The following is a 16936-nucleotide window of genomic DNA, read 5'->3' on the forward strand; positions in this document are numbered from 1 at the left end:
ATAACGCGGCAGCACGCGCCATCGCGGCCTGAACGTGAATGCAGATGCGCCCTTTCGGAAAGTCGTGAACCGGCGGTGCAGCCTGACGGTGATCAAGCCTGAAAACTGGCGGTTCACCGTCCACAACGGATTACTCAGGCCAGAGCCAGGCGGCTCCGCGAACACCGCTCGAATCCCCGTGTACGGCTTTCAGTACCGGCGTTTCACATTCGCCGCCAAATACCCATTTTTTCATCAGCGTGGGGACGGTCTGGTACAGACGATCCACGTTGCTCATGCCGCCGCCCAGAACAATCACATCCGGATCGATCAGGTTAACCACCTGGGCCAGCGATTTGGCCAGGCGCATTTCGTAGCGGCTCATAGCCAGTTCCGCCACCGGATCCTGCTGTGCCAGCAGGTGAACAATCTCGGCACCTTTGCGTGTAACGCCGCTCAAACGCTGATAATCAGTGGCAAAGCCGGTGCCCGAGACAAAGGTTTCAATACAGCCCTGTAGTCCGCAATAACAGGGCACTTCAGCGCGATAGCGCAGTTCATCTTCGTCCATCCACGGCAGCGGATTGTGGCCCCATTCGCCCGCATTACCATTGCCACCGATACGGGATTCACCGTTTATCGCCACGCCCGCCCCCGAACCGGTGCCAATAATCACTCCAAAGACCAGCGGCTTACCGGCACCCGCGCCGTCAACGGCTTCGGATACGGCCAGACAGTTCGCGTCGTTGGCAATGCGGACGTCACGATTCAGCGCGTGCGCCAGATCCTTGTCCAGCGGCTGTCCGTTAAGCCAGGTTGAGTTCGCGTTTTTTACCCGCTGCGTGTAGGGAGAAAGCGTGCCGGGAATACCGAGGCCTACCGTGCCCGTCTGTCCGGTCTTTTCTTCCGCCAGACGCACCAGATCGACAATAGCCTGTACCGTAGCGGCATAGTCGTTTCGGGGCGTGGAAACCCGATGGCGAAACAGCTCGCTTCCCTCGCTGGACAACGCAATCACTTCTGTTTTGGTGCCGCCCAAATCAATGCCGATGCGCACGGTTTATTCCTCATTATTCGTTAGGGGATTCTTACACTAAAAGGCGATGCCCTTAAAGGCAATGAAACCGCATCGATGTTTCGCTATCATGCGCACACTTAGTGAGATTTGTGCGCCCGATCGCGCCACGGTAAGGAATCCTGATGTTGTGGTTTAAAAATATGATGGTTTATCGTCTGAATCGTGACATTCCGTTGTCCGCAGACGACATGGAAAAACAGCTTGAGGCATTCACCTTCTCGCCTTGTGGCAGCCAGGACATGAGCAAGACCGGTTGGGTGTCACCGATGGGAAACCGCAGCGATGCGCTGACCCATGTGAATAACGGTCAGATTGTCATCTGCGCGCGCAAAGAAGAGAAAATTTTGCCTTCACCGGTGGTGAAGCAGGCGCTGGAAGCCAAAATTGACAAGCTTGAGGCAGAACAGAGCCGTAAGCTGAAAAAAACCGAGAAAGATTCGCTTAAGGATGAAGTGCTGCACAGCCTGTTGCCGCGTGCCTTCAGCCGTTTCAGCCAGACGTTTATGTGGATCGATACCGTTAATAATCTGATCATGGTGGACTGCGCCAGCGCGAAAAAAGCCGAAGATACGCTGGCCCTGCTGCGTAAAAGCCTGGGTTCACTGCCGGTCGTACCTCTGACGCTGGAAAGCCCGATTGAACTGACGCTGACCGAGTGGGTACGTTCCGGCGATCTGCCCGCAGGCTTTGCCCTGATGGATGAAGCCGAGCTGAAAGCGATTCTGGAAGACGGCGGCGTGATTCGCTGTAAAAAACAGGATCTGGTATGCGACGAAATCGCCAACCATATCGAGGCTGGCAAGCTGGTGACAAAACTGGCGCTCGACTGGCAGGAACGGATTCAGTTCGTCCTGTCGGATGATGGTTCCGTGAAGCGCCTGAAATTCAGCGATACGCTGCGTGATCAGAACGACGATATCGATCGGGAGGATTTTGCTCAGCGCTTCGATGCCGACTTTATCCTGATGACCAGCGAACTGGCCGCCCTGACCAGTAATCTGATTGAAGCGTTGGGTGGTGAGGCTCAGCGGTAAAACAGGCGGCCGCAAAAGATGCGGCCGTTTTTTTCAGTCTTTCAGATAGCGGCAAAGATAAGAGCTGGGCTCGCCTACCTGCAGATGAAACTCGCTGTGACCCGGCACGTTAAATACCGATCCCGCCTCGAACCATTTCCACTCTGTTTCCCCCGGCAGCAACACTTTCATTGATCCACTGACCACGGTCATCTCTTCCGGCTGGGCAGTGCCAAAGGTGTATTCGCCTTCTGCCATCACACCAACGCTGGCACGACCGGTGCTCGCACTGTCAAAACCGATGGATTTAACTTTTCCGTCAAAATACTCACTTACGTTGAGCATAAATCTTCCTCACAGCACATTAGGGTGACTGGCAGTGTAGAAGCGAACTTGCTGATCTGTCACGCGAAATAATGAGCGAATGTGATCGCTGGCGGTGACAAGGGGCGGGGATAAAACGGGCGCGCATCGACGGCATCCTTGCCAGCGCGACGGCTTACTCTTTTTCTACATCTTCGTAACGTTGTTTCGCATCATGCGCTTCCTGCTCTGAATCGTGCTCACTAATGAGTGAATCCGGCTTCGGATGATCGGCTCGCAGTTGCCAGGACGTGACTTTTTTACCTTCGGGGCCTTTTTCCACGGTCACAACGCGCGCTTCTCTGGGGTAAGGAGGTCTTGACGGCATCATTTGTCCCTCTTGGCTGAATGACATTCCACACGACAGGCGGTTGCCCGTCATGGAATAAGTATAGTCAAAAAGGCGTAAATCGCGGCGGGAAGGAGATAAATCTGACGGTTAGCTGGCGCGTGCCAGCGATAACGACTGCAGAATTTGCTCAACAACGCGTTCCGGCGGCTGCATCGCGTCCACTTCATGATGAGCGGCCATACGGTACAGGTGAGCACGGGCGCGCAGCACCTCTGTCATCTCTTCTGCGATGGGCCGTCCGGTCAGCGTCGGGCGCTGCGCAGCTTCAGGCTGGCTTTCCAGACGTCGGGCAAGCACCTCAGAAGGCGCACTTAACCAGATAACCTGACCATGTTCGCGCATATAGCGGCGGTTGACCTCTGCCAGCACCATGCCACCACCGGTCGCGATGATGGTTGAGGGCGCCGTCACGGCTTTCAGCGACTCGGTCTCCCGCGCACGAAAGCTTTCCCAGCCCTCCGCCGCGACAATTTCAGCCACGGTACGCTGGGTCGTGAATTGCAGGTGGTGATCGGTATCGCGGAAGGCATAACCCAGCGCATGAGACAGGGCTTCACCGATGGTGGTTTTTCCGCAGCCGCGCGCACCAATCAAAAAAATGGACAAGGACATCTGGGCACTTCCTCCGCCGTACAGCCCATAACAGCTGCAGGTCTGGCTTAAATAATACGCGCATCATAGCGGGAAATGATGGCGGCCTCTACCCATTGAGCGTATTTTACGCACAGTCAGACAACCCATTGCATTAAGCTTTTTATAAACAATGAATTAACCATGCACATTTTGTGCATGAACACCGTATTTTTGTCTCTGCAACATTTGCTTACCGCCACGAATTTACATTGCTGCTCATCGCCCCCATATACTGTTTACAGTCGCAACGGGAGAGTAATCATGCAACGCGAAGAACAACAACTGATTGAAAATCTGTTCAGCCGTTTGAAACAAGCGGAAAGCCAGACAGCGGCGCGCGATGCTGCTGCCGAACAACTCATCAAACAACACCTGCAGGAACAACCAGGCGCGCCCTACTACATGGCGCAGGCCATTCTGATTCAGGAAGCGGCCCTTAAAAAACTTAATGAACGTATTAAGGAACTGGAAAACCAGCTGGCGCAACAACAGGCGCAGCAGCAGCCGAAGAGCAGTGGTGGATTTTTATCCAGCCTGTTTGGCGGCGGCAGCGCCCAACCGCAGCCAGCTCAGCCGCAGTGGAACAGTGCGCCGCAACAGGCACCGCAACCGCAGCAATCTTATGCCAGCGCCCCGGCGCCACGTGGCAGCGGCTTCCTGGGCGGTGCCCTGCAAACCGCCGTTGGGGTGGCAGGTGGTGTGGTCATGGCCGATATGCTGACCAGCATGTTCCATCATTCTCAGCCGCAGGAAATCGTTAACATCATCAACGAGCAGCCGTTGCCGCAGGTGGACGACAGTCTGAATACCTTCAACGGTGGCAACGATCAGTCGTTCCTTGACCAGAACGGGGCGGATAATCAGTCTTTCCTGGATCAAAGTAACGGCTGGAGTGATTCCTACGCCGACAACGGCGACCTGAATGATTTTGGCGGCAATGACTTCGACGACGACGACAACTTCGTCTGATTTAGCGCTGGCGTTGTCGGAGCCAGCTGTCTAGTTCATTGGCAAACTGCTGGCGGTCCCGTGGGCTTAATGCGGCGGGGCCGCCTGTCTGAACACCGCTGGCGCGCATGGTGTCCATAAAATCGCGCATGGTCAGTCGTTCGCGAATGGTTGCTGGTGAATAGCGTTCACCGCGTGGATTCAAGGCTGCCGCGCCCTTCTCAATCACTTCCGCGGCCAACGGAATATCGGCCGTAATCACCAGATCGCCGACGTTTACGCGCTTAACAATCTCATTGTCCGCCACATCAAATCCCGCAGGCACCTGCAGTGTTCGCAGCCAGGGCGAAGGTGGCACCCGCAGGGACTGGTTAGCCACAAAGGTCACCACGGTTTGCGTTCTGTCCGCTGCCCGGTACAGCACGTCCTTAATCACGTTAGGACAGGCATCAGCATCAACCCAGATAGCCATTGTTATTCCTTGTTCTGCAAAAGAGTGACGATGGTAACCTGTTTTGCTGATCGGGTTGAGTGAAAAACACAGCCCTCTTTAACGCAGAACCTGCTTTAGCCGACCTGGCTGCACCGCCCCTGCGCCTTAATGCGCACCGCGCCATGTCCTGGCACGGTTGAACGCCTCCAGTCAGCGGGGTGACAGCAGGCCGTTCAGCACAGGGCTAACTTGTTATTAATCCTGTCTGCAGTAAGCTACATCGTTGATATGTGTAAACAGCGAAGGAGACGGTGATGCAGGAAAAGAAAATCGGATTTATTGGCGGAGGCAACATGGCCAAAGCCATCATTGGCGGCCTGATAAACAGCGGGCAAGTTGCACCGTCAGCGATCTGGATTTATGACCGTAAAGCCAGCACTAATCAGGAAATGGCCGAACAGTACGGTATCCATGCGGCTGAGAGCGCAGAAGCGCTGGCGCAGCATGTTGATGTCCTGTTTGGTGCGGTAAAACCGAACGTCATCCTCAGAGTTCTGAATGATCTCGCCACCTGCATGAAAAAAGAGACGCTGGTTGTCTCCATTGCGGCAGGCGTTACCCTGGACAATCTGGCCTCCGTACTGGGACACGATCGAAAAATCATTCGGGCCATGCCGAATACCCCGTCTCTGGTGGGAGAAGGGATGACCTCGGTCACGCCCAATGCGCTGGTTGAACAGAGCGAACTCGATGAGGTCGTTGCAATGTTTAAAAGCTTTGGCCAGGCCGCGGTAGTGGATGAATACCTGATTCATTCCGTGGTAGGCGTGAGTGGTTCGGCACCGGCTTACGTGTTTATGTTCATTGAAGCCATGGCCGATGCTGCGGTGGCTGGTGGCATGCCGCGGGCGCAGGCCTACCAGTTTGCGGCACAGGCCGTAAAAGGTTCGGCACAGATGGTACTGGAGACCGGCAAACACCCGGGCGAGTTAAAAGATATGGTCTGCTCGCCGGGCGGCACCACGATAGAAGCGGTCAAAGTTCTGGAAGAAAAAGGTTTTCGCTCCGCCGTGATTGAGGCGATGCAGCAGTGCATGGCGAAATCAGAGAAGCTGAGCCGCAGTTAACCCGCGGCGTCTGGCAACGGCAGTGCGCGTTGCCAGGCGCATCCCCACTAGCCGGCGGAACGGTAGTCCTGATAAAGCGCCAGCGCCTGCTTCACCGTCATGGGTTGCTGCATGTTGTCAACCAGCGCGGCGGTCAGAGTGTAAAGGCCACAGGAGAAGATCGCCGCCAGTTGCCCTTCTTTGCCATAAAACGCCATGAATTCCTTTTCTTCCAGCGAGCCCACCGACTGGTAGTCATCCCAGTCCGCCGCATGGCCAAGATATTCATAGCGCGTACCGTAGTGCGCGGTCCAGAAAAACGGCACCCGATCAAAGTGACGGATATTGCCCAGCATATTGATGGCCGCTGTCTGTCCTTGTTGTTCGGCAACACGAAAGTGTTCGATTCGCAACGGCCCCTGGGGAGAAGGATACGTGGCGATATCGCCTGCCACCCAGACATTCTCGGCCACCCGGAGTTGTTCGTCCGTTTGCAGGCTGCCATCCTCCAGCAGCGGCAAATCATGAATAAAGTGTGTGGCGGGTTTAACGCCGGTCGCAAACAGCACCACATCGGCGGCAATATGCTTGCCCGTTTTTAGTCGTACCGCGTTAACATGGTCTTCGCCCAGCAGGGCATCGATCTCGCCTTCGATAAACTTTACGCCGTTCGCCTGATGGAGCTGATAAAAATAGCGACCAACGGCTTCGCCAAACTGTTTCGCAAACGGCAGCGGATGACGCGCAATGACGGTGACATCAATGTCGCGATTACGCAGTGAGGAGGCCAGTTCCATGCCGATAAAGCTGTTGCCGATAATGACAATCTGTTGAGTGTCATCGACCGCCTGCAGTAAGTCTGCGGTGTGCTGTTTACTGCGCAGGATATGAACGCCAGCAAGATCGCGCCCGGACAGCGCAGGTTTGACGGGCGCGCCACCTGTGGCAATCAGGAGCTTATCGAATTGCAGCGTCGTACCGTCAGCAAATATTATCCGGTGCTGATGGTTATCAATCCGCTCCACGCGCTTTTGCAGGCGTTCTACGTGCGCCATGATGTCCTCACCCAGCAGTGAGGGCACCTCATCGATGTCCATTTTGCCCGAGGGGACAAATTTGGTTAACGCCGTGCGATCATAGGGTGCATCTGGCTCCTGCTCAATCAGGATCAGCCGCCCTTTAAACCCCTCGTGACGTAACCGCCATAGCGCCGCACTCCCGGCTGCGCCACCACCCAGCACGACAAAGACCGGCGCAGCGGCTCCACTGCCTATCGCAGTCGCAGGCGACATGGCTTTGGGATTCACCAGAACCGCCTCGTTTTCAATGCGCACGGGATACTGTTTGAGATCGGCCAGCGCGAGCGGCTCACACATTTTGCCACTGTCCAGTTCAAAAGTGGCTTTATGCCAGGGACAGATCAGCCGGTTTTCACAAATGGCACCCTGCTCAAGGGGTGCGCCGGCATGGGGACACTTCGCCTGGTAAGCGTGTACGTTGTCGCCATCACGAATTAACAGCAGCTCTGTTTCCCCGAGCTTTTTTTTAACCGGCTGGCGGTGCGGTAAATCCTTCAGAGCGACCACAAATTGATAGTTCACGACATAGCTCCTTCTCCGACTGTCACGGCTGAACGCGCAGATCAACAGGGCTTCTGCGCAAATGCCTGTAAACAGTAAGTGTGGCAAAGGATCGGCCAGACTCCGGTTTTAACGTCAGGATTTTTTGCTAACTGTTTGTTTAAGCGGAAATTAAAAATACGTGAGGATGTGACAGCGCAGGCAGGAGAAAACTAAAGCGGCCACCGAAATGGCCGACCGAACGTTAACTTTTCTTCAGACACTGACTCATGAAGGTTTTGCGTGCTTCCCCCGTCAGCTTTTTATCACCGGCCTGCAGATTACAGGTTTTCATTTTTACCTGCTGCGGCGACATGTCGGCGACCTTACTGTCCTTTTTCAGGCAATCGCTCATAAATTTCTTTCGCACATCGCCTTTCAACGCTTGTGACGTGGCATGTTCATTACACATGGCCATTTTTTGCTGTTGTGGCGTTTTTTCAGCCGCACTGGCGCTGCCGCCCACCAGTAAGCCTGCTAACACTAGCGTCATTAAACCGCGTTTCATTGTATTCACTCCCTCTTGATGAAAACAGATTAATTCTGGCACGTTACACGCTATACGGAATACGTTTATCAGGGAATAAGGCAGAGATCGCAAATCTGAATTGTCGGTGGCACTTTTCAGATACGCGGACGATTAAGTAAGCGCGTGACATAACGTTTTAGCAGGACCGTATTTTTATCATTATGATCTACATCGGCATTCATCATGGCGGTTTCAATACTGCTGACGATAGCGTGATGCTGCTCGGGTGGAAGCAAACGCAGCATCGCGGTAACCACGATTTCCAGCGCTTCGATCTGTGCAACCTGCTCTTTTGACGCCTCTTCTTTTTCTGCCAGGGTGATTAGCAACTCAGCAATCAGGTTTTTCATGCCGGGGCCCCTTCGTGTAAGACAAATAAAAATTAGCATTCGTCAGATTAAAAAACAAAGTGATTTTTCAGCCCGCTTTGCGCCCGACTCAGGCCATTTTGTCGCTACGGTTTTATTGCATTTATTTTGCCGGACAACGAAACGTTGTTATCGCAATGAAATAACACGCTGACTCACTCAGTCGAAATAAAATAAAGATTCCCGGCTGGCTTTTTTTAGCAGAGATTCTTTTCTTACAAGCGATAACGGCCGTTTTCATTCCCGTTAACGTGAGAATAATCTCCCCGCGATGGCGGGCAGTTGGCCCCCCTGTTCCTTAACCTTCCACCCGGACAACAGGATCCTCACGGCCCGGTAATGACGGGCTACTCAGCCCTTTGGCTGCGCCAAAAACGCACCTGATTCAGTGCAACAGCTTGTCTTTCATCAAGATAGTCTGAAAAAATGCCTTATTGCATATTGGCACTATTCGATTTTCACTCATCACATCTGAAAAATATTTCAGGCTGTTACTGACAATCCTCTCTGGCCCACCTATGTTTAAAAAACCGCCAGGTACGGGCGGGACGTTGGCTGTTCTGACCAACGAAACGCTCCCGATAAAACCCTTGCCGTTCTTTCCGGGAGCCCATCATTCAGTAGCTTCTGCCTGCTGCGCCGTTGCGCACCGGGCAAAGGGTCTGTTTGCGGAGACGGGGAATGAGCGTCCAATCTAATAGTGCCAGTCGTGCTATCACTGATTACTTCAACAGCCCGGACTGGAACGTGCTGCCGGAGTCCGATCTGCTGGCCGTTATCCTGCGTGAACTGATGGAAGCAGGCCAGCCGACAACGAATAAGGCAATAATCGCACGCGTCATTAATAAACTGGAGTTTGAAGGGGATGAGCAGCGCCTGCAGCGTTACCGGGGTTTACTGGCCCAGTTGATGGAAGCGCGGCCACGTGAGTAGGCCGCCTTTATGCTATTTCACCCAACGGAGCTGACGGGCTTCACTTACACTGGCACGGCCGCTGCTGCGTTGAAACAGGCAGAGTTCACGCCCACGCCGGTTTTTCATTTGCTTCTGTGGGTAATGCCCCTCAAGTAACAAGGCGCTGTAACCCACGCTGTCATCATAGTCGATGGGCTGCCCCACGATTTTTACCTTACTTAGCGTACTGGCATTGATACAGGCCTGCCGCATGACCTGCTGGTTTTCCTGCCATGCCGTCGGGCTGGAAGCCAGTGCGACCGGACTGATCAGCAATAAAAGTGACAGTGAGAGGCGTGGACGAGAGTACATGCGTTGCTCCTTCCAGACTGAGCCAGAAAAAAATTCCCGCCAGAGCGGGAATAAACAAGACGAGCATTGCAAATTGATGTGACGAGGAAATCCCGATCCTGCTGGCTCAGTGCGACCAGACGACCACAGGCTGAAGACAACAGAATACCGGCCTTATCTTCCCCTGTCCCCATGACACCTCAATGACAATGCGCGGTTTATTTAACGCTTAACCACAATAGACCTGGGTGATAGTACCGCTTTTGTCTGCCAGAAAGTTCAGGCGGGCGAAATTAAAATCCATCGTGACGGCAGAATTCCACGGAATAGCGCGCACCTTCTGACTGAAACGCTGTTGCTCAAGGGCGGACAGCGGTTTGCCGACAAAGTTTTGGTAATGAGAGGCACCGCAACTGTCCGCTTCCTTGCCGGGCGGGACGGCTGCCGTATCAGGCTGCGTGGTGGACTGACAAGCCGTCAGCAGTAAGAAGCCGGTTGCCACCAGCACTTTTCCGTAATGATTCACGTATGTTCTCCTGTAACCGTGTTAAACCCTGACCTGAAGCGTAACAAGCCCCACCACCGGGTTTAATCGTTAAAATCAAGCGATTCACACATTATTAAGCATTAAATGCTGCCTTATTGTCAGATAACCAGTGTAAAGGCACTTACCGTTCAGAATTTCAAATACAAGGCGCTAACCTTACTAAGAATTATCTTAGGAGGCTACTATGGAACTTGTGATTTTTATCTGCTTTGCCGTTGTGATGACACTGATTGCGGTTCGGGTGCGATAAGCGGCCCGTTTGCGGGTGCGGTTTCACGTCTGACAGGCTGGGCGACCTGACAGGCGACAGAGTGTATCTCAGGCAACGCACTGATTTTTAACTGATTAACCCAGACTCGTTTACGTAAGGTAATAAACAGCTAACATTGTGTGATCGGCTCTCTCGACAGCGATTTGAGGCATTGCTACTATGCGCTTATCTTCGCTGGCTGGGTCGCCTATGAACACCAATTCCGACAGAGTGACGTTGACACTGTTTTATGTCGGCAGCTTTGTTGTTTATTACCTCGTTACCATGTTGATTACCCTGTTTCCTAATTACGGTATTCTGCGTAATGACGGTTTACTGGTGCCTGTGCTTTGCCTGTTTGAATTTGCCGTTATCTATCCGCTGTATCGCTTTTATTGCCAGCGTCGTACCGATATTCCTCTGGGCTTTTTGCGTTCCGGTCAGACTTTACTGTTTATTGGCGCGCTGTTTATTTTAATGGTGGCACAAACGCAGTATTTGCAGCCGGAAGGCTGGCTGGTCGCACAAACTCAGCAGGGGCCCAGTTCGATGCTTATCCTGCTGTTGACCGCCGTCTTACTGGCTCCTGTGTTTGAGGAAGTGTTGTTTCGCGGCTTTTTATTACAGGGATTTCTGTTGTGGGCACCTAACAGCCGTTTTGCCTGTGTTTTACTGACCTCGTTACTGTTTGCGCTCATGCATACGCAATATGTCCACTGGGAAACGGTGGTGGCGCTGACGCTGTTTTCTATGCTGCTTTGCTACGCCCGTCTGCGCAGCAATACGCTGGCCCTGCCAGTCTTTCTGCATACGCTGAATAATCTGATTGCGATTCTGCCTGCCTGGTATTTCGCCTGATCCCGCTGACCTTTTGTTACCGGGTCATCACTAACCTGCGTAAAATCAGCGTGTATCTTTTACTAACAGGGAGGGATGGTCAGAAAGCCCATGATTACCATGCTGGATGTGGCCCGCAAGGCCGGCGTCTCTAAAGCCACCGTCTCGCGCGTGCTGGCTGGAAATCGCTACGTCAGTAAGAGTACGCAACAGAAGGTCTTTCAGGCTGTGGCGGAAACCGGTTATCGCCCTAACCTGCTGGCGCGTAGCCTGGCGACGCAGAAATCCCAGAATATCGGGCTTATCGTTACCCATTCTTTATTCAATGGGCCTTACTTCAGCGAATTGCTGTTTCAGGCTGCTACGTTGACGAATAACTATGGCCGGCAGCTTATTCTGGCGGATGGTAAAACCAGCGCTGACGATGAACGTGCCGCCATTGAGTTTCTGCTCGACCTGCGCTGTGACGCCATCATAATCTACCCCCGTTTTCTGGATACCGCGGCGCTGGATGCCATTATTGAGCAGCACGCCATTCCCGTTATGGTGGTGAATCGTCAGCTGCAGCGTCATCCGGCACACTGCGTCTGGGCCACCCATCAGCAGAATACCTTTCAGGCCACCCGCTATTTGATTACGCGCGGCCATTACGACATCGCTTTCATTACGGGTCTGGCAGGCTCACCGACCGCTGCGGCCCGCCTGGCCGGTTATCAGCAGGCGCTTGACGAGCATGGCTTAGCGGACCGTGCGCTGATCGTGCAGGGTGCATGGACGCCCGCCAGCGGCATGGCGGCGGCAAAAACGCTGCTTGAATCGGACATGCCATTTAGTGCACTGATGGCCAGTAATGACGATATGGCTATTGGGGCCGCGCTGGCGCTGAACGCTGCGGGCAAACGGCTGCCGGAGGATGTCTCCCTGCTGGGCTTTGATGATATTCGTATGGCGGAATTTTTTCTCCCGCCGCTCACCACGGTACATGTGCCGGTCGCAGAGATGATTCAGCACACGCTGGCGCAGTTGGTGGCGATGCTGGAAGGGGAAGCGGTCACGGCCTTGCCGCCGTTTAGCGGTCACCTGATCGAACGGGCCTCGGTCACTGACGGGCCTTATAAACAGTAAGGCGCGGCATCCCTGCCGCGCACCATCAGTAGTCGACTGAATCGTTCAGCGTTGCGCCATTACTGCGAATCAGTTTCTGGTACCAGAAAAAACTCTTCTTACGGTAACGTGCCAGATCCTTTAAATCTTTTTCATCGCGGTTGACGTAAATAAAGCCGTAACGCTTGTTGATGCCCTGATGCGTACTTACCAGATCTATTGCCGACCAGGGACAATAGCCAAACAGTTCCACACCATCGGCAAGTGCCAGCTGCAGTTGCGCAATGTGTTCGCGCAGATACGCAATACGGTAATCATCATGTACCTTATTATCGGCCTCCAGCCGATCAAAGGCACCCAACCCGTTTTCGGTCACGATAAGCGGCAAAGCATAGCGGGCATAAATCTGGCGCGCCGTAATGCGAAAACCCACCGGATCGATATACCAGCCGAACTGATTTTGCCGGAGATGCGGATTATCACATCCCACATAAACCGACCGATCAATGCCCGCCATTTGCTGATCGGGCCGAGGTTTATTTTCGCTTTGCTCCCCCTCGCCTTCGGCTCCCACCGTCGCGGACGCATAATAATTAAAGGCGATAAAATCCGGCTTGCCTGCGGCGATGATGGCCATGTCATCGTCTTCGATCGTCGGTAACCAGCCGCGCTGCCTCAGGAAAGCCCAGACCACGGCGTTATAGCGACCATGGACCGCCAGATCCAGATAGAGCCAGTTGCGAATTGCAGAGAAATTATCGGCTGCCAGCACATCTTCCGGCCGCGCACTGGCGGCATAGACGCAGGAGATATTGGGTGCCGGACCAATTTTGGCATCCGGCAACCGTTCATGGCAGGCGATCATCGCTTTCGCCTGCGCCAGCATCATATGGTGATTCTGCTGATATAGCGTTTTCTGCGGATCGGCGGTGCCGGGTGGCAACGTACCAATCACATCGCCCTTGAGGATCATCATGTTCTGTTCGTTTATGGTCAGCCAGTACTTAACCTGACGACCATAGTGCTCAAAGCAGGTGATGGCAAAACGCTCAAAGGCCGCTACAGTACGCCGTGAAGACCAGCCGCCCGCCTGCTGCAACGCCCAGGGCAAATCAAAATGATAAAGGGTGACCAGCGGCGTAATGCCGTACCGACAGAGTTCATCGATCACCTGCTGATAAAAAGCCACGCCCGCCGGGTTCAACGCACCATCGCCCTCGGGATAAAGACGGCTCCAGGCAATGGAAAAGCGGTAGGTTTTTAATCCCATCTCCGCCAGCAGCGCGATGTCCTCTCTGAAACGATGATAGTGATCGCTGCAAACGGTAAAATCGGTAAGATCCTGATGGAAGGTTGCCTGGTCAATGACGGAAGGCCCTTTGCCCTCTTCATTCCAGGCCCCTTCAACCTGATAAGCTGAGGTGGACGCGCCCCAGAGAAAGTCCCTGGGAAACGCGGGCAATGTCGAATGTTGCATATAACCTCCTGTTTAACGTGCGGCTAACTCCCGGCGCAGTTGAATGATCTCCTCAGCCAGTTCGCGACAGAGCATTGCGTTCATCAGGTGGTCCTGAGCATGGACCATAATCAGACTGACCGGAATCTTTCCGCTGCCCTCATCAGCGCCAATGAGCTGCGTCTGCGTTTGATGGGCTGCTTTGGCCGCCGCGGTTGCGGCACTGAGCATACTGTCCGCCTGCGCCCAGTTTTGCTGCCGCGCCGCCCGCAACGCCTCCATTGAACAGGAGCGAGCTTCGCCTGCCTGGATAATCAGTTCGATTACCGTGCTTTCATCAATTTCCATGGGTTACTCCTTAACCGGTTGCGCTGCGGCAGAGGGTTGCTCTTGCTGCAGCAGTTGACGCTCGTACATTTTGAAAAACGGGTAGTAGATCAGCGTGGCAATAGTGACCAGCACGGCAATCAACACAATGACGCGCCAGTCCCAGCCGGTTGACCAGGCGGCCCCGATGGGGGCGGGCGTCGTCCACGGAGCCAGTGAGATCACGTGATTAATCAGGTTCGTTTTGGTGGCGATCCAGGCAATGACGGCGTTAACTAACGGGGCAAGAATAAAAGGGATAAACAGAATGGGGTTCATCACGACCGGTGAACCAAAAATCACCGGTTCGTTGATGTTGAACATGCTGGGCACCACACTCAGTTTTCCAATCGATCGCAGATGTGCTGACTGACTGCGCAAGTAAAGCAACACCAACCCCATCGTCGAACCGGAGCCACCGATAACAATAAAAAACTGCCAGAAGGGTTCAATAAACACGTGGCTGATGGGTTCTCCCGCGTTCAGCGCCTGCTGATTCAGACCGAGATTGGTCAGCCAGAAAGCCTGCAATATGCCCCCGACAATCACCGCCCCATGAATGCCTGCAAACCACAGCAGATGGCACAGCAGTACCGCCACCAGCACGGCAGGCAGCGAATCAGAGGCAGAGATGATGGGCGAGAAAATGGCCATGATGGCCTGAGGCAGCAACATGCCGAACTGCGCCTGTACCCACAGGCTCAGGGGAAACAACGTAATAAAAATCGTGATAATCGGGATGAGCAGATCGAACGACTGACGGATCTTCGGCGGCACCTGCTCGGGCAGTTTGAAACCGATGTTGTATTTCTGCAGAACGTGCATCAGCTCCGTCGCAAAGAGCGCGACCAGAATGGCGGTAAAAATGCCCTCCCCGCCCAGCGAACCAACCGGCAACGTTTTGCCGCTCTGCGGTGCCGCCACCACCAGAAACGCCATCAGCGACAGACTGGCCGCCATAAAGCCATTCATCTTATAACTGTTTGCGAGGTTATAGGCGATGGCACTGGCGATATAGAGCGCCATAATGCCCATCGTCATGTTGTACGGCATCATGATTTGTTCTTCATGCGCCTTTACCATGCCCAGCCACCACTGTGCGAACGCCCAACTGCTGTCTGCCGAAAAAGGCGGATGAGCAAACAACAGCATAAACGAGCCCACGATCAGAAACGGCATGGAGGCAATAAATCCGTCCCGGATAGCGATGACATGACGCTGGCTGGAAAGACGGCCCGCCAGTGGGCTAATACGGTTTTCGATGACGCCGAATAGAGATTCACTGAAGTGGCTCATTGCCTGACTCCTTGCTGAGGCAAAAGAGAATAACCTGCCTGACGCAGTGCGGGTTTCGCGTGATATATCCCGGACCTCCCTGGTGTCAGGTATGAATAAGCTTTAGTGCGTCGCTTAATATTTTTTCACCATTCATCATGCCGTAATCCATACTGTTGATGACCGCAACCGGCTTGCTGTATTGCTGGGCGATCGGTTGAAAATCGGCCAGCTTGTATTTGATTTGTGGCCCGAGCAGGCAGCAGTCGTAATCGGCGATATCGTCTCTAAACTCTTCAATCCCCACAGCTTTTATCTCGACGTCCAGCCCTTGCTGTTGCGCCGCCTTTTCCATTTTCTGTACCACCATACTGGTGGACATACCCGCAGCACAGCACAGTAAAATCTTCGTCATGGTGTATTCCTCTTTGTGGTGAATGATTAACGAATACACAGGGTGAAAATTTTCTGCAACCGGTTTCAGATTTGCGTATCAGAAGTGTGAGAAATATCAAAACGCGAGCATTAAAGAGGTTCGGGGCGAATAAACACCTGAATAAGCCTTATCAGGAAGCCCGTTTCTCGTCATGCTGAGGCAATAAAACAGCGGTTCACTCAGCCATATCGTCGGCGCTGTCCATCGCAGTGATGGGTAAGAATTCACTGCCTGATAAGCGGGTAACGCGTATAATTGCTCAGAGCAATCCGATACCGACTGCCGTAACACGGGCGTCCGGCGGCAATTAGCTATACTGGTGATATATAAAGGAACACTCACCCTTCTCGCAGTACGCGGACCGGGATAAGGAGTCGGTTATGTTAATTGGTTTTGTGTTATTGGTCAGCGCGTGTGGACACGATGCCTGTGAAGCTTTACCGGTATCAGAACGCATTTATCCGACGAAAACCGCCTGTGAAGTCATGGCAAATCGTATCCATAAAGTGCGTCCTAACGTCGTGCTGATATGTGGCGAAGTGCATCGTTAAGAAAGCGGTACAGGGCGAATGGCACAAAAAGTAGCCGATGACATTGCAAGGTTGCCGCTTAACGTTCAAAATATAAGCTGTTCTACACCAACACAGTCGTGAATCCCATGAAAAGTAGTCGTCCCCGCCGTCCTACCGGGCGTTGGGTTTATTACATTTTGTATGAAGGCATTCTGTGGCCCTGTCCGGTTCGCTGGGAATGGGAAAGCGGATACGGTGGCTGGCTGCCGTTTTACTACTCACCTACGTTTGAGTTTGTCGCGGGCGATCCCGGCAAGGCGTACCGTATTGCGCGCACGGATGTACGTGTGAAGCGGAGTGAAGAGATTTACGCCTGATTGCTGTCATGCATTCCATGGCAGCCACGAGGCGGTAAGAAGGAAACAGATTACCTCCAGCAGCAGTACCACCATCAGCAACACGCCGAGTTTGTGGCGCGACAGCCAGG

The 16936-nt window shown here is 53.6% G+C and carries 22 protein-coding genes; 8 read left to right on the forward strand and 14 right to left on the reverse strand.

Features of this window, described 5'->3' with window-relative positions:
• Positions 1–130: 130 nt before the first annotated feature.
• On the reverse strand, positions 131–1036 hold the full coding sequence (gene mak / locus C1N59_RS15530) for a fructokinase (protein ID WP_006117580.1): 906 nt from the start codon (positions 1034–1036) through the stop codon (positions 131–133).
• Between the two features lie 143 nt (positions 1037–1179).
• Here mak and rdgC point away from each other — a divergent pair, with 143 nt between their 5' ends.
• Positions 1180–2091 (forward strand): recombination-associated protein RdgC, encoded by a 912-nt coding sequence (rdgC, locus tag C1N59_RS15535; RefSeq protein ID WP_033738615.1) that lies wholly within the window; start codon positions 1180–1182, stop codon positions 2089–2091.
• Between the two features lie 33 nt (positions 2092–2124).
• Here rdgC and ppnP read toward each other — a convergent pair whose 3' ends face one another.
• The 3 genes from ppnP to aroL form a co-directional block, all read right to left on the reverse strand.
• A complete protein-coding gene (gene ppnP / locus C1N59_RS15540) occupies positions 2125–2415 on the reverse strand; it encodes a pyrimidine/purine nucleoside phosphorylase (RefSeq protein ID WP_006117582.1) in 291 nt (96 codons plus the stop codon).
• A 154-nt stretch (positions 2416–2569) separates the two neighbouring features.
• Complete coding sequence (locus C1N59_RS15545; RefSeq protein ID WP_006117583.1) at positions 2570–2761, reverse strand: YaiA family protein; 192 nt, start codon at positions 2759–2761, stop codon at positions 2570–2572.
• 111 nt (positions 2762–2872) lie between these two features.
• The gene (gene aroL / locus C1N59_RS15550; RefSeq protein ID WP_006117584.1) at positions 2873–3397 is read right to left on the reverse strand and encodes a shikimate kinase AroL; all 525 of its coding nucleotides are present in this window, start codon (positions 3395–3397) and stop codon (positions 2873–2875) included.
• A 282-nt stretch (positions 3398–3679) separates the two neighbouring features.
• On the opposite strand from aroL, the gene C1N59_RS15555 reads away from it, so the two are divergent.
• Positions 3680–4387, forward strand: a complete 708-nt coding sequence (locus C1N59_RS15555; RefSeq protein WP_394549847.1) for a DUF2076 domain-containing protein — start codon at positions 3680–3682, stop codon at positions 4385–4387.
• 1 nt (position 4388) lies between these two features.
• Here C1N59_RS15555 and C1N59_RS15560 read toward each other — a convergent pair whose 3' ends face one another.
• Positions 4389–4838: a YaiI/YqxD family protein gene (locus C1N59_RS15560; protein WP_006117586.1), complete on the reverse strand. Its 450-nt coding sequence runs from the start codon at positions 4836–4838 to the stop codon at positions 4389–4391.
• A 275-nt stretch (positions 4839–5113) separates the two neighbouring features.
• On the opposite strand from C1N59_RS15560, the gene proC reads away from it, so the two are divergent.
• Positions 5114–5926 carry a pyrroline-5-carboxylate reductase gene (gene proC, locus C1N59_RS15565; protein WP_033738612.1) on the forward strand — a complete coding sequence of 271 codons (813 nt, stop codon included), beginning with the start codon at positions 5114–5116 and terminating at the stop codon, positions 5924–5926.
• A gap of 47 nt (positions 5927–5973) precedes the next feature.
• Here the strand turns inward: proC and C1N59_RS15570 are convergent, their stop codons facing one another.
• From C1N59_RS15570 to iraP, 3 genes are all read right to left on the reverse strand, one after another.
• Complete coding sequence (locus C1N59_RS15570; RefSeq protein WP_394549848.1) at positions 5974–7506, reverse strand: FAD-dependent oxidoreductase; 1533 nt, start codon at positions 7504–7506, stop codon at positions 5974–5976.
• Positions 7507–7729: 223 nt separating this feature from the next.
• On the reverse strand, positions 7730–8032 hold the full coding sequence (locus C1N59_RS15575) for a PsiF family protein (RefSeq protein WP_006117589.1): 303 nt from the start codon (positions 8030–8032) through the stop codon (positions 7730–7732).
• Between the two features lie 116 nt (positions 8033–8148).
• Complete coding sequence (iraP, locus tag C1N59_RS15580; protein WP_006117590.1) at positions 8149–8403, reverse strand: anti-adapter protein IraP; 255 nt, start codon at positions 8401–8403, stop codon at positions 8149–8151.
• Between the two features lie 699 nt (positions 8404–9102).
• On the opposite strand from iraP, the gene C1N59_RS15585 reads away from it, so the two are divergent.
• A complete protein-coding gene (locus C1N59_RS15585; protein ID WP_006118140.1) occupies positions 9103–9354 on the forward strand; it encodes a biofilm development regulator YmgB/AriR family protein in 252 nt (83 codons plus the stop codon).
• A gap of 12 nt (positions 9355–9366) precedes the next feature.
• On the opposite strand, the gene C1N59_RS15590 is transcribed toward C1N59_RS15585, so the two are convergent.
• Complete coding sequence (locus C1N59_RS15590; protein WP_006118139.1) at positions 9367–9687, reverse strand: hypothetical protein; 321 nt, start codon at positions 9685–9687, stop codon at positions 9367–9369.
• 208 nt (positions 9688–9895) lie between these two features.
• A complete protein-coding gene (locus C1N59_RS15595; RefSeq protein ID WP_033738606.1) occupies positions 9896–10192 on the reverse strand; it encodes an I78 family peptidase inhibitor in 297 nt (98 codons plus the stop codon).
• A gap of 481 nt (positions 10193–10673) precedes the next feature.
• Here C1N59_RS15595 and C1N59_RS15600 point away from each other — a divergent pair, with 481 nt between their 5' ends.
• A complete protein-coding gene (locus C1N59_RS15600; RefSeq protein WP_033738779.1) occupies positions 10674–11321 on the forward strand; it encodes a CPBP family intramembrane glutamic endopeptidase in 648 nt (215 codons plus the stop codon).
• A 90-nt stretch (positions 11322–11411) separates the two neighbouring features.
• Positions 11412–12425, forward strand: coding sequence for a LacI family DNA-binding transcriptional regulator (locus C1N59_RS15605; protein ID WP_033738604.1), 1014 nt, complete (start codon positions 11412–11414; stop codon positions 12423–12425).
• Between the two features lie 25 nt (positions 12426–12450).
• Here C1N59_RS15605 and C1N59_RS15610 read toward each other — a convergent pair whose 3' ends face one another.
• From C1N59_RS15610 to C1N59_RS15625, 4 genes are all read right to left on the reverse strand, one after another.
• The gene (locus C1N59_RS15610; protein ID WP_058708263.1) at positions 12451–13881 is read right to left on the reverse strand and encodes a glycoside hydrolase family 1 protein; all 1431 of its coding nucleotides are present in this window, start codon (positions 13879–13881) and stop codon (positions 12451–12453) included.
• 12 nt (positions 13882–13893) lie between these two features.
• Positions 13894–14208 carry a PTS lactose/cellobiose transporter subunit IIA gene (locus tag C1N59_RS15615; RefSeq protein WP_006118134.1) on the reverse strand — a complete coding sequence of 105 codons (315 nt, stop codon included), beginning with the start codon at positions 14206–14208 and terminating at the stop codon, positions 13894–13896.
• 3 nt (positions 14209–14211) lie between these two features.
• The gene (locus C1N59_RS15620) at positions 14212–15522 is read right to left on the reverse strand and encodes a PTS sugar transporter subunit IIC (RefSeq protein ID WP_033738601.1); all 1311 of its coding nucleotides are present in this window, start codon (positions 15520–15522) and stop codon (positions 14212–14214) included.
• 85 nt (positions 15523–15607) lie between these two features.
• Positions 15608–15916, reverse strand: coding sequence for a PTS sugar transporter subunit IIB (locus tag C1N59_RS15625; RefSeq protein ID WP_006118087.1), 309 nt, complete (start codon positions 15914–15916; stop codon positions 15608–15610).
• 401 nt (positions 15917–16317) lie between these two features.
• Here C1N59_RS15625 and C1N59_RS15630 point away from each other — a divergent pair, with 401 nt between their 5' ends.
• Positions 16318–16488, forward strand: a complete 171-nt coding sequence (locus C1N59_RS15630) for a hypothetical protein (RefSeq protein WP_006118086.1) — start codon at positions 16318–16320, stop codon at positions 16486–16488.
• 107 nt (positions 16489–16595) lie between these two features.
• Positions 16596–16826: a hypothetical protein gene (locus tag C1N59_RS15635; protein ID WP_006118085.1), complete on the forward strand. Its 231-nt coding sequence runs from the start codon at positions 16596–16598 to the stop codon at positions 16824–16826.
• Positions 16827–16936: the final 110 nt, after the last annotated feature.

It is taken from the genome of Pantoea sp. SGAir0183 (assembly GCF_043545505.1).